This window comes from Lysobacter enzymogenes (assembly GCF_023617245.1).
Classification (GTDB): Bacteria; Pseudomonadota; Gammaproteobacteria; order Xanthomonadales; family Xanthomonadaceae; genus Lysobacter; species Lysobacter yananisis.
This window is the reverse complement of record NZ_CP067396.1, coordinates 706,927-722,213: the sequence shown is the minus strand read 5'-3', so window position 1 is coordinate 722,213 and position 15,287 is coordinate 706,927. Positions and strand designations below refer to the sequence as shown.

The 15,287-nt window shown below is 65.8% G+C and carries 8 protein-coding genes; 1 reads left to right on the top strand and 7 read right to left on the bottom strand.

The window, feature by feature from the left end:
- Window positions 1–145: 145 nt before the first annotated feature.
- On the bottom strand, window positions 146–1,066 hold the full coding sequence (locus tag JHW41_RS02970; RefSeq protein ID WP_250448981.1) for a DMT family transporter: 921 nt from the start codon (window positions 1,064–1,066) through the stop codon (window positions 146–148).
- A 226-nt stretch (window positions 1,067–1,292) separates the two neighbouring features.
- On the opposite strand from JHW41_RS02970, the gene JHW41_RS02965 reads away from it, so the two are divergent.
- The gene (locus tag JHW41_RS02965; protein ID WP_078997771.1) at window positions 1,293–2,714 is read left to right on the top strand and encodes a PLP-dependent aminotransferase family protein; all 1,422 of its coding nucleotides are present in this window, start codon (window positions 1,293–1,295) and stop codon (window positions 2,712–2,714) included.
- A gap of 209 nt (window positions 2,715–2,923) precedes the next feature.
- Here the strand turns inward: JHW41_RS02965 and JHW41_RS02960 are convergent, their stop codons facing one another.
- From JHW41_RS02960 to JHW41_RS02935, 6 genes are all read right to left on the bottom strand, one after another.
- Window positions 2,924–3,556, bottom strand: a complete 633-nt coding sequence (locus JHW41_RS02960; protein WP_057949237.1) for a TetR/AcrR family transcriptional regulator — start codon at window positions 3,554–3,556, stop codon at window positions 2,924–2,926.
- Window positions 3,553–5,010, bottom strand: coding sequence for an efflux transporter outer membrane subunit (locus tag JHW41_RS02955; RefSeq protein WP_250448980.1), 1,458 nt, complete (start codon window positions 5,008–5,010; stop codon window positions 3,553–3,555). Before JHW41_RS02955 ends, JHW41_RS02960 begins: the two co-directional genes overlap by 4 nt.
- Window positions 5,003–8,197 (bottom strand): efflux RND transporter permease subunit, encoded by a 3,195-nt coding sequence (locus JHW41_RS02950; protein WP_250448979.1) that lies wholly within the window; start codon window positions 8,195–8,197, stop codon window positions 5,003–5,005. The genes JHW41_RS02955 and JHW41_RS02950 overlap by 8 nt, the downstream gene beginning before the upstream one ends.
- Before the next feature lie 12 nt (window positions 8,198–8,209).
- On the bottom strand, window positions 8,210–9,385 hold the full coding sequence (locus JHW41_RS02945) for an efflux RND transporter periplasmic adaptor subunit (RefSeq protein ID WP_197414779.1): 1,176 nt from the start codon (window positions 9,383–9,385) through the stop codon (window positions 8,210–8,212).
- 538 nt (window positions 9,386–9,923) lie between these two features.
- A complete protein-coding gene (locus JHW41_RS02940; RefSeq protein ID WP_138885372.1) occupies window positions 9,924–10,268 on the bottom strand; it encodes a hypothetical protein in 345 nt (114 codons plus the stop codon).
- Window positions 10,265–15,139, bottom strand: coding sequence for an RHS repeat-associated core domain-containing protein (locus JHW41_RS02935; RefSeq protein WP_250448978.1), 4,875 nt, complete (start codon window positions 15,137–15,139; stop codon window positions 10,265–10,267). Before JHW41_RS02935 ends, JHW41_RS02940 begins: the two co-directional genes overlap by 4 nt.
- Window positions 15,140–15,287 lie beyond the last annotated feature (148 nt).

Genomic DNA, 15,287 nt, shown 5'->3' with positions numbered 1-15,287 from the left:
CAAAGTCCCACCGGCGCGTCCTTGTGCCGGCCACCGCGCGCGAGGGCGCGGCGGATCCGCTAATGGGCGGAACGGGTCGAGAAAACCGTCGTCGCCGCAACCGTATACCGTTGCGCGGGCGCGGCGTACGCCCGGGCCCGCGCGCTCATGCGCGCGCCGGCTGCGCGCGCAGGCGCCACCGCCACTTGAGGTTGACGCCGAGCGTGCCGAGCACGATCAGCGCCACGCCCAGGCTCTGCACCGGCGCCAGGGTGTGGCCGTAGACCGCGTAATCCAGCAGCAGCGCGACCACCGGATAGATGAAGGCCAGCACCGCGATCGTCGCCACCTGCAGGCGCGGGTAGGACGAATAGAACAGCACGTAGCACACGCCGCTGTGGATCAGGCCGAGACCGGCCAGCCAGAACCAGTGCGCGCCGGGCAGCATGACCTTGGCGTAGTCGGCGAACGGCGCCAGCATGACCACCCCGACCAGGCACTGGATCAGCACCACCGCGAACGGCCGCTCGCGGCTGATCCGGCGCGACAGCAGCAACGAGGCGCCGCACAGCACCGCCGCGACGAAGGTCAGGCCGACCCCGATCAGATAGCCGCTGTCGGCGCTGCGCAGCAGCTTGAACGGATCGGCCGAGCACAGCACGCCGACGAAGGCGATCGCGGTCCAGCCGATGTCGGCGGCGCGGCTGCGCTCGCCGTAGAACGCCGCGGCCAGGCCCAGCACCACGAACGGGAAGAAGTGGTAGACCATCGTCGCCACGCCGATCGACGAGCGCTGCATGCCGGCGAACAGGGCGACCCAGTTCAGCACCAGCAGCACGCCGCTGAACACCGCCGAGCGGATCAGCGCACGCTCGCCGAGCAGGCCGCGGAACAAGCCACGCGCCCAACCCCAGGCGAGCAGGAAGACGACGCCGAACACGCAGCGGAACAGCACCGCGGTGATCGCGTCCTGGCCGCTCTCGTGCACGAACACGCCGACCGAGCCGATCAACAGTTCGGCGATCAGCAACTGGATCAGCGCGGTGCGCGAATCGGCGCTCGGCGCGGTGGCGGCGACGGTGCTCATGGGGGGACGGACGGGGACGGGAGGCTCAGGGTAGGTCCGGGCGGTGGACCGATACAGATTCAGTTAGGATGAATTTCGACCGATACAGATTCACCCGCTGTCTTGCTCCCTCTCCCGCTTGCGGGAGCGGGCCGGAGTGAGGGCAAGCGCATCGCCGGGCGGCCGCGCCCTCACCCACCCCCTCTCCCGCTTGCGGGAGAGGGGCTTTCCAGTCGCGAGGTTCGTGATGTCCCAGGAGCTGCTCTACGAACGCCTCGCCGAGCGCATGCGCCGGCAGATCCAGCGCGGCGTGCTGCGCGCCGGCGAACGCCTGCCGTCGCTGCGCCGGCTCGGCCGCGATCAGCGCATCAGCCTGGCCACCGCGGTCGAGGCTTACCAGCAACTCGAACGCGAAGGCCTGATCGAGGCGCGGCCGCGCTCGGGCTACTACGTGCGCGCCGCGCCGGCGGCGCCGCCGCGCAGCCACCGCGCTCGCCATCTGTCGCGCGCGCCGACGCCGATGCGCAATCCCGCGCTGCTCGGCGTGCTCGATGTGCAATCGCGCCGCGACCTGGTGCCGCTGCACGCCGCGACCCCGGCCGCGGCGCTGCTGCCGAGCGCCGCGCTGGCCGCATCGGTGACCCGGGCGATGCGCCGCGATCCCGCCGCCGCGCTCGGCTACACCGTGCCGCAGGGCCTGCCGGCGCTGCGAGAGCGCATCGCCCAGCGCTACGCGCAATGCGGGGTGGAGATCGATCCGGACGAGGTCATCGTCACCGCCGGCGCGATGGAGGCGATCAGCCTGACCCTGCGCACGCTGACCCGGCCCGGCGACATCGTGATCCTGGAAACGCCGACCTACCACGGCCTGTTGCAGGCGGTGGCCGCGCACGGGCTGCGCGTGCTGGAGATCCCCAACCATCCCGGCCGCGGCCTGGATCCGGCGCAACTGCGCGAACTGCTCGAACGCCACGCCGTGCGCGCGGCGCTGCTGGTGCCGAACTTCAACAACCCGCTCGGCAGCCTCACCGGCGAGGCGGCCAAGCGCGAGATCGTCGCCGCCTGCGCCGCGCACGGCACGGTGTTGATCGAGGACGATCTGTACGGCGAACTGGCCTATTCGGGCGAACGGCCCGCGCCGCTGCGCCGCTACGACGACGGCGAGCATGTCGTCACCTGCGGCTCGTATTCGAAGATCCTCGCGCCCGGCCTGCGCGTGGGCTGGATGCTCGGCGGCCGGCGGCGCTCGGAGCTGCTGCGCACCAAGAGCTTCTCCACCGTCGCCACCGCGACCCTGCCGCAGATGGCGCTGATCGACTTCCTCGCCCGCCACGACATCGAACGCGGCCTGCGCCGCCTGCGCCGCGCCTTGGCCGGCAACGCCCAGGCCTACCGGCAGGCGCTGCTGGACCACTGGCCCGAGGGCACCTGCGTGGCCGAACCGGCCGGCGGGATGACGCTGTGGGTGGAGTTGCCCGAACGCAGCGACGGCCAGGCCTTGTTCGAAGCGGCGCTGGCGCGCGGCATCGGCATCCTGCCGGGGCATCTGTTTTCCAACCGCGGCGATTACACCCACCACGTGCGGTTGAGCTGCGGGCAGCCGTGGGATCGGGCGATGGAAGCGGCGTTGAAGACGTTGGGCCAGTTGGCCAAGCAACTCGCGCGATAGCCGCGCGGCATTCCTGTAGGAGCGGCGCGAGCCGCGACCGCGACAACGCAACTACGCCGCGAGCTTCGTCATGGTTGCGTTGCCGCAGTCGCGGCTTGCGCCGCTCCTACAGGGTGCGACCCTACATTCGCCGCTATCGAAACGAAACGAGCCGCGGTCCCGCGACCGCGGCTCGTTTCGTTATCGCTTCGGGCCGGACCGGCCCCGTCTCAGGCCTGCGCCGTCAACAGGCTCGGCAGGAACTGGCTCAACGCGGTCTTGACCTGATCGACGGTGAGGTCGGGCTGGCTGATCGCGCGCATCGCCAATCCTTCGATCAACGACTGCAGGATCAACACCCGCGTGCCGACCTGGTCCTGCGGCACGCCCAGGCCGCCCTCGGCGGCGCTGCGCGCGAACCACGAGGCCAGATCCGCCCGGAACACCTTGTCGGAGGCGTGCGTGGCCGCGGCGATCTCCGGATCGCGCGTGGCTTCGGCGGTCAGCTCCAGGAACAAGGCCGCGCTGGTGATGCCGGGATCGTTGGCCTGCCATTGCTGGAAGACCTCGGCGATCCCGCCGACCAGGTCGCTGCTGGTGTTGAGCTTGGCCACATCGGCCCGGGCCTCCTCGAGCTGGCGCTCGATGATGGCCAGGATGATGTCGTTCTTGCCCTTGAAGTAGCGGTAGATCAGCCCGGCGCTCATGCCCGCGGTTTCGGCGATGTTGGCCATGCTGGCGGCATGGAAGCCGTGCACGACGAAACATCGCTGCGCCGCGACCAGGATGCGCTCGCGCTGGGCCTGCGCGCGCGCGGCGGCCTTGGCGCTGGGCTTGGCGGTCGTGTTGCCGGGGCTGCTCATTGGCTGCGCTCGTTCCAGCCACCTCCGAGCACTTTGTACAGCGCGACCCGATTGCTCTGCTCGGCCAGGCGCGTGGTCACCAGCCCCTGCTGCGCGCCGTACAGCGTGCGCTGGGCATCGAGCTGGTTGAGGTAGCTGTCGCGGCCGGCCTTGTAGCGCGCGGTCGACAACTGGTCGGCGCGCGCGGCCGCCTCGACCAGCGCTTCCTGCGCCTGGCGCTGTTCGGCCAGGGTCTTGGTCAGCGCCAGCGCGTCGGACACGTCGCGGAAGCCGGCCTGGATCGCCTTCTCGTACTGGGCCAGCGCGATCTTCTGGTCGGCCTTCGCCGAGGCCAGGTTGGCGCGCAGCTTGCCGCCCTGGAAGATCGGGATGTTGACCACCGGATTGACCAGCCAGCTGCGGGTGTTCGAATCGAACAGCCCCGACAGTTCGTTGCTGGCGCTGCCGAGGAAGCCGGTCAGGCTGATCGACGGGAAGAACGCGGCGCGCGCGGCGCCGATGTTGGCGTTCTGCGCGCGCAGCAGGTGCTCGGCCTGGAGCACGTCGGGACGGCGCAGCAACACCTCCGACGGCAGCCCCTGCGGCAACGCCGCCAGGCCGGCGACGCCGGCGGTGAGCTTGCTCGGCAGCAGCGCCGGATCGACCTGTTCGCCGACCAGCAGGTTCAGCGCATTGGTGTCCTGCGCCACCTGCCCGGCGTAACGCGCCGCGTCGGCGCGCGCCTGTTCGACCTGGGTCCGCGCCTGGCTCAGTTCAAGCCCCGAGACCGCGCCGAGTTCGCGACGCTTCTGGGTCAGGTCGTAAGCCGACTGCTGGTTCTTCAGCGTCGCCTCCGACACCGACAGCAGCTCGCGGTCCGCGGCCAGGGTCAGGTAGGCGTTGGCGACTTCGGCGATCAGGCTCAGCTGGGCGGCGCGGCGCGCCTCCTCTTCGGCGAAGTAACGCTGCAACGCCGACTGGCTCAGGCTGCGTACGCGGCCGAACAGGTCGAGCTCGAAGTTGGCGATGGACGCGCCGGCCTGGTACTCGTCGACGACCTGCTGGTTGTCGCCGCCGGTGCGCCGCAGCTGCGCCGTGGCGTTCAACGCGGGCAAGCGGTCGGCGCGCTGGATGCGGTACTGCGCGCGCGCCTTCTCGACGTTGAGCACGGCCACGCGCAGGTCGCGGTTGTTGTCCAGCGCGCGGCCGATCAGCTGCTCCAGGTTCGGGTCTTCGAAGAAATCGCGCCAGCCGATGTCGGCCACCGCCGCGCCTTCGCTCGCGGCGGCGGTTTGCGACGCCGCCGGATCGGAGGTCAGCGGCTGCGCGCCGACGAAGGACTGGGTGGTCGGCGGCAGCGGCCACTGCGCCGGGATGCCGGCCTCCTGCGCCGGCAGCTTGGGCGCCAGGCTCACGCAGCCGGTCGCCGCCAGGGCGATCGCCAGCGCCAGGGCGTGGGTCGAAAACTTACTCATGGCTCTGCGCTCCTTGGGCGCTGTGCTCAGCGGGCGCGTGTTTCTTGCGGACGAAGATCTTCTCGACTACGACGAAGAACAGCGGGACGAAGAAGATGCCCAGGAAGGTACCCACGACCATGCCGCCGAGCACGCCGGTGCCGATCGCGCGCTGCGCGCCGGAACCCGCGCCCGAGGCCAGGGCCAGCGGCAACACGCCCAGGCCGAACGCCAGCGAGGTCATGATGATCGGGCGCAAGCGGTCGCGGACCGCGGCCAGCGTGGCCTCGATCAGGTCCATGCCCTTCTCCAGGTTTTCCTTGGCGAACTCCACGATCAGGATCGCGTTCTTGCTCGACAAGCCGACCGTGGTGAGCATCGCCACCTGGAAGTACACGTCGCGCTCCATGCCGCGCGCCCAGGTCGCCAACACCGTGCCGAGGATGCCCATCGGCGCGATCAGCAGCACCGAGGTCGGGATCGCCCAGCTCTCGTACATCGCCGCCAGACACAGGAACACGATCAGCAGCGACAGCGTGTACAGCAGCGGCGTCTGCGCGCCCGCCTGGCGTTCCTGGAACGACAGGCCGGTCCACTCCAGGCCGATGCCCTGCGGCAACTGCGCCACCAGCTTCTCGACCTCGGCCATGGCCTGGCCCGAGCTCACGCCCGGCTTGGCCTCGCCGTTGATTTCCAGCGCGGACACGCCGTTGTAGCGCTCCAGGCGCGGCGAGCCGTATTCCCAACGGGTCGTGGCGAACGCCGAGAACGGCACCATCTCGCCCTTGTCGTTGCGCACGTACCAGCGGTTGAAGTCGCTGGGCACCATGCGGAACGGCGCATCGGCCTGCACGTAGACGCGCTTGACCCGGCCGCGGTCGACGAAGTCGTCGATGTACTGGCCGCCCCAAGCCGCCTGCAAGGTCGAGTTGATGTCGGCGATGCTCAGGCCCAGCGCGGCGGCCTTCTGGTTGTCGACGTCGACGCGGAACTGCGGGGTGTCCTCCATGCCGTTGGGACGCACGTTCTGCAGCAACTGGCTCTGCGCGGCCATGCCGAGGAACTGGTTGCGCGCGGCCACCAGCGCATCGTGGCCGAGCGCGCCGTTGTCCTTCATGTAGAACACGAAGCCGTTGGAGTTGCCCAGTTCGAACACCGCCGGCGGCGCCAGCGCGAACACGAACGCGTCCTTGATCTGCATGAAGCGGCCCATCGCGCGGCCGACCACGCCGTTGACGCTGTTGTCCGGCGCGGGGTTCTTGCCGAAGCTCATCCACGACTTGAAGCGGTCGCCCCAGCTGGTGGCGCGCTCTTCCCACGGCTTGAGCTGCGAGAACGCCATGCCCGCGTTCTGGCCGTTGCCGGCGAAGCTGAAGCCCTGCACGGTGAACAGCGAATCCACGGCCGGGTCGTTGAGGAACTGGTCCTCGACCTTCTTCAGCACTTCGCCGGTGCGTTCCTGGGTCGCGCCGACCGGGGCCTGCACGATGGTGAACAAGAAGCCCTGGTCTTCCTGCGGCAGGAACGAGGACGGTAGGCGGAAGAACAGCACGCCCATCAGCGCGGCCATCGCCGCAAACACGATCATGAAGCGGCCGGCGCGGGTGACGATGCCGTGGACCACGCCCTGGTACTTCTTGTTGCCGGCGTCGAACTTGTTGTTGAACCAGCCGAAGAAGCCCTTGTCGGACGCGTGATGGCCCTTCTGGATCGGCTTGAGCATGGTCGCGCACAGCGCCGGGGTCAGCACGATCGCGACCAGCACCGACAGGAACATCGCCGAGACGATGGTCACCGAGAACTGGCGGTAGATCACGCCGGTGGCGCCGCCGAGGAAGGCCATCGGCACGAACACCGCCGACAGCACCAGGCCGATACCGATCAGGGCGCCGGTGATCTGGTCCATCGACTTGCGCGTGGCTTCCTTGGGCGAGAGGCCTTCCTCGCTCATCACGCGCTCGACGTTCTCGACCACGACGATGGCGTCGTCGACCAACAGGCCGATGGCGAGCACCACCGCGAACATGGTCAGCATGTTGACCGAGTAGCCGAACAGCGCGAGCAGGCCGAACGTACCCAGCAACACCACCGGCACCGCGATCGTCGGGATCAGGGTGGCGCGGAAGTTCTGCAGGAACAGGTACATGACCAGGAACACCAGCACGATCGCTTCGAGCAGGGTCTTGACCACTTCCTCGATCGCCACGCGCACGAACGGCGTGGTGTCGAACGGCGTCACCGCCTTGAGGCCCTTCGGGAACGAGGGCTTGAGCTGCTCCAGCTCGGCCTGCACCGCCTGCGCGGTGGCCAGCGCGTTGGCGCCGGTGGCCAGCGAGATGGCGATACCGGTGGCCGGCTTGCCGTTGAAGCGGGCGATGGTGCTGTAGTCCTCCTGGCCCAGCTCGACGCGGGCGACGTCGGACAGCTTCAGCACCGCGCCGGTGCTGTTGGCGCGCACCACGATCTGCTTGAACTGTTCGGCGGTCTGCAGGCGATCCTGCGCGGTGATGGTGGCGTTGAGCTGCTGGCCCTTGACCGACGGCGTACCGCCGAGCTGGCCGACCGCGACCTGGGCGTTCTGCGCGCGCAGGGCGTTGATGACGTCGGTCGGGGTCAGCTTGTAGGTGTTGAGCTTGTCGGGATCGAGCCAGATCCGCATCGCGTACTTGGTGCCGAACAGCTGGGTGCTGCCGACGCCGTTGACGCGGGCGAGCGGGTCGACCAGGTTGGCGGCCACGTAGTCGGCGATGTCGGCGCCGTTCATGCTGCCGTCCTCGGACACGAAGCCGATGACCTGCAGGAACGACGAGTTCGCCTTGGACACGCTCACGCCCTGCTGCTGCACGATCTGCGGCAGCAACGGGGTGGCCAGCTGCAGCTTGTTCTGCACCTGCACCTGGGCGATGTCCGGATCGGTGCCGCTTTCGAAGGTCAGCGTCACCGAGGCCTGGCCGTCGGACGAACTGGTCGCCGACATGTACATCAGGCCGTCGATGCCCTTCATGTTCTGCTCGATGATCTGGGTCACCGAGTTTTCGACGGCTTTGGCCGAGGCGCCGGGATACGACGCGTTCACCGCGACCGTGGGCGGCGCGATGGTGGGATATTGCGAGATGGGCAGCCGGGTGATCGCGATCGCGCCACCGAGCATGATGATGATCGCCAGAACCCACGCGAAGATGGGGCGATCGATGAAGAACCGTGCCATGAATGTCTCCGATTACTGCTTCGGCGCGGCGGCGGGGGCCGCCGGCTTGGCCGGCGCGGCGCCCTTCTCGGTCGCGTCCACCGGCATGCCGGGGCCGATCTTCTGCAGGCCTTCGACGATGACCTTGTCGCCGGCCTTCAGCCCGCCCTCGACCAGCCACTTGTCGCCGATGGCCTGGCCGACCTTGATCTCGCGCGGCTCGACTTCGCTCTTGGCGTTGACGACCAGCGCGGTGGCGTTGCCCTTGGGATCGCGGGTCACGCCCTGCTGCGGCACCAGCAGCGCGTTCTGGCGCACGCCGGTACCGACCTGGGCGCGCACGTACATGCCCGGCATCAGGATGTTGTCGGGATTCGGCACCACCACGCGCAGCAGGAAGCTGCCGGTGCCTTCATCGACCGTGACCTCGGAGAACGCCAGCTTGCCGTCGTGTTCGTAGCGGCTGCCGTCCTCGAGCAGGATCTGCACCGGCGTGCTCGCCTCGCTCAGCGTGCCCGCGGCGATCTGCTTGCGCAGGGCCAGCAGTTCGGCGCTGGACTGGCTGATGTCGACGAACACCGGATCGAGCTGCTGCACCACCGCCAGCGCATCGGCCTGATTCGCGGTGACCAGCGCGCCGGCGGTGACCGCCGACTTGCCGATGCGGCCGCTGATCGGCGAGACGATGCGCGCGCGGCCGAGGATGACCCCGGTGCTGGCGACCTGGGCGCGGCCGGCGGCGACGTCGGCGCGGGCCTGCTTGAGCGTCGCGGTCGCGTTCTCGTCGTCCTGCTTGCTGACCGCGTCGATCTTGACCAGCTCGGTCGAGCGGCGCGCGTTGAGCTGGGCCGAATTCAGCGACGCCTCGGCGCGCGCCAGCGTGGCCTTGGCGTTCTCGGCGTCGGCCGCGTAGGTCTTGTCGTCGAGCTGGTACAGCGGCTGCCCCGCCTTGACCAGCCCGCCTTCGGTGAACAGGCGCTTCTCGACGATGCCGTTGACCTGCGGCCGTACCTGCGCGACCAGCGACGCGCTGGTCCGGCCCGGCAGCTCGCGGGTCAGGGTGATGGTCTCGGGCTTCAGGGTCACCACGGTGACTTGGCCCTTCTGGCCGCCCGGCCCGCCGGGGCCGCCTTGTTGATCGCCGCCCTTACCGCAGGCCGCGAGGGCCAGCGCAAGCGCGGAAACAGTGAAAATTGCCTTGTAGGACATGGACTTGCGCGACGGCATTGGGGGAGCCTCAGGTCGGTGGTGCGGCCGGGACGGACTGCGGGCGGACCGTAGAATGAACGATCATTCTCTTTTTTTGAGTGTGAACGTTCCATCAACGGGAAGGCCGGAGATGTGCCGTTTCAGGGATTGAGGGCGCGGAGGATGTGTTTTTTTGTGCAGGGCAGCAACGAAAATGCGAATTGCGCAAAGTTGATTGGCTCGCCGGGGCGGCGCACTCATCATGCGAGGGCTGCAGTCGCGGCCTGCGCGGCTCATAGAGGCAAATGCTGCGCGAGGTACTTCAACCTCAAGCACGGCGCGGCCTTGCGGCCGCGCGATCTAGCCGCCCCTAAGAAGGCCGAGAGCAAAACCAGGAACTACGCACCTGATCGATCTGTATGAATGCGAGGGTACGTTCTCGATCGCGCTCAGCTTGATCGGCCCGCCCCGTAAGGCCGCACTTGGCCTTGCAAAATCGCTTCTATCGAAGCGAAGCCTGCTGGCTCGAACTCTGGACCAGCACACCTCATAAGGTGGTCTATGCCGTGGGATAAACGCTTAGCTCGATAAGCAAGCCGGCATCAACGACTTCCTGACGCGGTTTGATCCGACCGGTATATGTCGCACTCTCGTTGTAAACCGCAATCCTCAACGTCAAGCCCGCCTGGGAAGCGAATTCACCCAACACACCGATTCTTTCCAAATTGGCCTCCAGGCACGAATCGGTGTCCGTGTACTCGCATGGATCTTCTAGGGTCAATCCCCAGGATGAATCCGCTGCCTCGACTACCGGCATCTGCCTAATCAACCCGTCCAATTTGGAGCGTGGGATCACACTCGGATTCGAGATCGCAAGAAGCGCCTCAATGGAAACCCGGCTCATGGATTACTCTTCGGATTGTTCGGCTCAGTGAAATCCGGAATTCCGTTACGGTCGCAATCCAGATCGGAACACCCCAACTCAGTAGGCGTAATCTGCCAAGGAATCAGCCACTCCAAAAGCCCGAGATCGGCACTACCTCTTTCACTGCTCCGCCCCTTCTTCTTAGTGTCCGGCGTAGGGCAACCCAAATCATCCCACTCCTTGCGCAATGCTTCCGCCTCTTCCTTCGTGAGGTCGGGGTCGCCAGCCTTCTTGACTTGCCGGTGGTACCACCGCCAGAACTGCTTTGGCAGCCCAAAGAACTGGTCGAACTTACTCAGACCGTAAGGATCCTTATAGCTGACCGGATCCCCGCCTACATAAGCATAGGTACTCGGACCAGCAATCAAGCCTATAGGGTCACTCTGAATGTATCGTCCTATTGCCGCGTCATAATCGCGGAAATAATTGTAAAACTGGTTGCTCGCAGCATCATATCGCTGCCCCGGAAATCGCATGTCGAACACAAGCGATGTACCGTCAAGATCGGGATCCTGGTTCGGTGCACTGGCGCCAAACACCTCACCCTTGGCATCCCAAGTCCAGACCGCGACATCACGAGCAGAATCGATGACAGCGCGCGGCGTTCCGAGATGATCTGATTGGACGTAATGCAGAGCCTGGACTCCGCCGCCCCCCACAATCAATCCGACGGGAATGCCGTCAAGCCACACCACCTGCTGCTTGGCTACGCCGATGCCATCGTAGTCACCGATCCAATTGCCAGCCTCGTCGTACAGCGTGTAGCTATCGACGGAACTTGCCTCCACACTCGAGACTGCAACACGTTCGCCGACGGTATTGTAGAGATAGCTGGCCTTGACCTCGCCCGCCTGCTTGAACTGGCTCAATCGATCGTTCGCGTTGTAAACGAACTCTTTCGCCATGCCTCCCACGCTAACGGAATTACCTACCGCGTCGTAGCCACGAATCACGCCGCCGACGCTGCTTAGGCGGTGACTGGTCGCCGGATAAACGTAAGCATCGGTGATACCGCCATGCAGCAGACTCTTACGGTTACCCGTTTCATCGTAGGCATAGGTTTCCAGCGGATTGGACAAGCCGTCGCGAGTAACGGTCAGCCGGCCGAGCGTGTCGTAGTCGTACTTCGCCTGAATCGCACTGTTCAAGCCATCCTTCAGCTCGGTTAATTCGCCGACCGCGTTGTAGCCATACCCCACCGACAGACCGCCACTGGCGTTATCGAGGATCGTCTTCGCACGGTAATCCAGATCGTAGGTGCGGCTCAGGACACGGCCGTTGCCATAGGTCCAATCGGTCACCGGGCCAAAGGGACTGTAAGTCGCGTTGCTCAACAGCAACGCGCGGACGCCACCATTCGGTCGAACGCCGATCTCCTTGATCCGGGCCTGCGCATCGCGCACATAGTCCACGATCGCGCCGTCGGGATAGGTAACGGTGCTGAGCTGCCCTCCGAGGGTGTAGGTGTAACTCAGGCTGAAACTCTTGCCCGCAACGATCTGCACCTTGCGCGCCACTTGCCCGAAGCGGTCGTAGCAGTACTTCAGCTCTGTTCCATCGGCACGCATCGCGGCAACTCGGCCGGTCGCGAAAGTCTCGCCGGCCGTGCAGACGCTGTTGACCGTGTCGTAGTCGTACTCCACATCAGCCGGTCCGCTGGCGGTGTAAAACACGGCTTTCGGGCGACCGAGCGCGTCGTAGGTGTAACGATGCGGCACTGCGTCGTTGGCGTCCTGCTTGGTCGCGACCCTGCCTGCGGCGTTATAGGTGTAATCGGTGATGCCGGTGTCCGGGCTGGTCAGCCGGGTCTGATCCCCGAAGCCGTTGTAGGCGTAGATGGTATTCAGTCCCTTCGGATCGGTGACTTTGGTCAGCCGGTCGAGCGCGTCGTACTCGAATTTGGTTTCGACGTTGAGGCCGCCGACATCCTGCAGCGTCCGCACCAACCGATTCAGCGGGTCGTAGCCCTGATCGGTGATCCGGCCAAGCGCGTCGGTCGTACGGTCCTTGTTGCCGCTGGCGTCGTAGCGATACACCGTCGCGTTCTGCGAGGCGTCCTTGTTGGCCTGCAGTTGATCGAGTTGGTTGTAGACGCGCGAGAGCGTCCGCTTGAGGGTACCGTCGCTGGCGTGGGTATCCTCTTTCAAGCGATTGCCGGACGCGTCGAGCGTGTAGCGGATCGAATTGCCCTGTGCGTCCTCGATCCGAACCAAACGGTTGTCGACGTCGTAGCCGTACGTCGTCGTCGCGCCATCGGGCAACACGACCTTCTTGACCTGCCCCGTGGGCCAGTACTCCATGCGGGTAATGCGATCGTCGGTCTCGACGACATCGTTGGCGCCGCGTTGCTTGGTCGCCAGCACACGTCCGCGGTCGTCGTACTCGATGTCGGTCCTTACGCCGTTGGCGTCGCGCGTGGCCGCGGGCCGCCCCATGCCGTCGTAGCCCAAGTACTCGGTGACATGGCCCAGCGCGTTCTGGAGTTTCCACAAGTCGCCCTTGCGGTAAGCGCAAGGAGCCGAAGAACCGGCACAGGACGGATCGTCGTTCTGGTAATAGACGAACGAGCTAACGTCAGCGACATCGCTCCGGGGACCATCCACCGACCGCAAACGGCCCAAGACCGGGCAAGTGGCCGCTGCAACATCTGCCGCCTCGCAGTAGGCGTACGTAGTTGTTCGGGTCGCGCTGGTAGCCGGATCTACTTGCGTCGCGGTCAGCACCTGGCCGCGATCGTTGTAGACGAAGTCCTGCTGCGATTTCAGCGCATTCGACGCATCGTAAACGCGACGGCTGGCGACTTCGTTGAAATTCGGGTTCCAGTCGGTTCGCACCGTGCGGGTGAACGCGGTCGCTGAACCACCCTCGCTCAATCCCTCGACCCGGGAAGTTTCCTGCAATCCGTTGTAAGCGTAATTCGTGCGGTTACGCTTGCCATCGATGCTGCTGGTCAGCCACATCCAGTCGTAATTGCGAGTGATGCGCTCGGCCACCGATCCGTCGGTGGCGCTCAGCAGAATCTCGGACGGCTTGCGGAAAGGCGTTTCGACGAACTGATAGGTCTTCTTCGCCCCGCCCGGCAGGGTCACCTCGACGTTGCCGGTGTCCTTATAGTCGGACGTCACCCGGCCGATGCCATCGGCGTGTTCACTGCGGGTGACCCGGCCGTAGCGGCCGTAGCTGTAGGTCGCGATGCGCTTTCCGGCTTCGTCGATCACACCCGTCATATAGTCCGCGAAATCGGCCGGGGCGCACTGCGCGACGGGCTGGTCGGCGGCATCGCGGCACAGGTGCGCGGGCTCGGCGTACAAGTAACTGCGTCCCTGTTCGCTTTGCCCCACGGGTATGGAGGCACCGATCAACCGGCCTTGTGCGTCGTAACCGTACTCGACCAGCACCTTGCCGCCGGTCTTGATCCGGCTGATCACGGTATCGGTGCGGGTCTCGTCGGGTTCGGACCCGACCGGGACCGTCACTTGGCCGTACTCGAACTCCAGGGTGCGGCCGGTATCGCTCACGACCCGATTCAAGGCCCCACGCACCGCGCAGGTGCCGGCCTGGAACTCCGCGTCCGTGCAGTACTTGAGGTCATAACTCCGCTGACCTTGCTCGATCCGGAGCAAGCTACCATCGTCGGCGAATCGCAACTGCTTGCCATTGCCCAACGCCATGCGCCAGCGCCCGGACACCGCCGCCACCGGATCGCTCTCGCGATAGAGCACGACCCCGGGCCGACTCGGCGACTTGAACGCATTGCCGCTGACGAACTGGAACTGCTCGTAGTAGCCGTCGCTGCGCATCCAGGTGCGCATGCAGGTATCGCCGCCGCAGCTAGAGCGGTTCATGATCCAGTCCGAGAACGTATGGGCCCAGTTCCCACCCATACCCGACCGGGTCGGGATGTCGCGAATGGAGTTATAGGCGCGGACGAAGCTCAACCCGTCCCAATCGAAGTCGGTTTCGCGGTACTCCTTGTTGCCGGTCGCAGCAACGCAAGGATTCCCGTTCTTGGTGCAGGAGTCGTACTGCCTGGAGACGACGCTGATGTAGCCCGTCGTTTCGTTGACGCATACCTCCGGCCAGCGGCCTCCCATCTCCGACGACTTGCCCCGGAAATCTTTTGGACACATGTAGTAATCGGTTCGCCGAACTACCGGATAATAAGTTTGGTCGCCCGACGTGGCCACGAACTCTCGCTCGTGCGTACGCCATACCGAAACGAAACTGCGTCCGGTCGTCGAATCCGGTGCGACTCCATACCACGTTGACGGCGGCATCGGCGAATACTCGCCTCGATAACTCCCCGACCAGTCCGGCCCGTAAGGCCATGTCCGCAGCAGATCGGTCTTGAGGGTCTCTTCGCTGTCGCAACCATAGGAGACGACCGATGAGATCGGAACCCGGGTACCACAGTTCGCAGTACCCCAGGCGCCGCCGCCGTTGACAGTGACGCTCCAATACCACGAACCGAACAGACGCTCGGGGGCCTTCGGCGGCACGCTGTAATACAGGGTGTAGTTGCCATTCGGAGACTGGCTGGGGCTGGTCGACCGCAAGTATTTACGGCCAACGGCAGGCACCGGTTCTTGCCGGAGGAACGCCTCAGCGGCGCCCAATGTGTCGAAACAGCGATAGGTCGGCGCCGGCGCATCGCGATTGTCCGCGCAATACTCGATCTTTTGCTGCTCGGCCTGGACCGGGAGGCACCACACGGCGGCGAAAACGATCGACAGAAGTCCCGCAATGAAACGCAGGCTCCTACGCCGTATGGCACCCTGCCCCCCTGACCCGCTCGACTCGCCGATATTGCCGGACGCGCCGCTACCATTCTCCGTGTCCCCGATTGCCATCCCAACACTCCATTTAGCGCGTTCAGATCCAGCCCGAAGGACGCGACTCTTCCTTGAGCACCAGACATCCGAAAGCATAGCCGACCTTGATCGCAGCAGATGGCATTCGACGCGAAACACTCGTGCGTTGGGCGCATGCACAAGATTG

What these genes read in the sequence shown, in the direction of transcription:
- JHW41_RS02935 (WP_250448978.1), bottom strand. Translation starts at nt 15,139, where the DNA reads ATGGCAATCGGGGACACGGAGAATGGTAGCGGCGCGTCCGGCAATATC.
- JHW41_RS02940 (WP_138885372.1), bottom strand. Translation starts at nt 10,268, where the DNA reads ATGAGCCGGGTTTCCATTGAGGCGCTTCTTGCGATCTCGAATCCGAGT.
- JHW41_RS02960 (WP_057949237.1), bottom strand. Translation starts at nt 3,556, where the DNA reads ATGAGCAGCCCCGGCAACACGACCGCCAAGCCCAGCGCCAAGGCCGCC.
- JHW41_RS02945 (WP_197414779.1), bottom strand. Translation starts at nt 9,385, where the DNA reads ATGTCCTACAAGGCAATTTTCACTGTTTCCGCGCTTGCGCTGGCCCTC.
- JHW41_RS02950 (WP_250448979.1), bottom strand. Translation starts at nt 8,197, where the DNA reads ATGGCACGGTTCTTCATCGATCGCCCCATCTTCGCGTGGGTTCTGGCG.
- JHW41_RS02970 (WP_250448981.1), bottom strand. Translation starts at nt 1,066, where the DNA reads ATGAGCACCGTCGCCGCCACCGCGCCGAGCGCCGATTCGCGCACCGCG.
- JHW41_RS02955 (WP_250448980.1), bottom strand. Translation starts at nt 5,010, where the DNA reads ATGAGTAAGTTTTCGACCCACGCCCTGGCGCTGGCGATCGCCCTGGCG.
- JHW41_RS02965 (WP_078997771.1), top strand. Translation starts at nt 1,293, where the DNA reads ATGTCCCAGGAGCTGCTCTACGAACGCCTCGCCGAGCGCATGCGCCGG.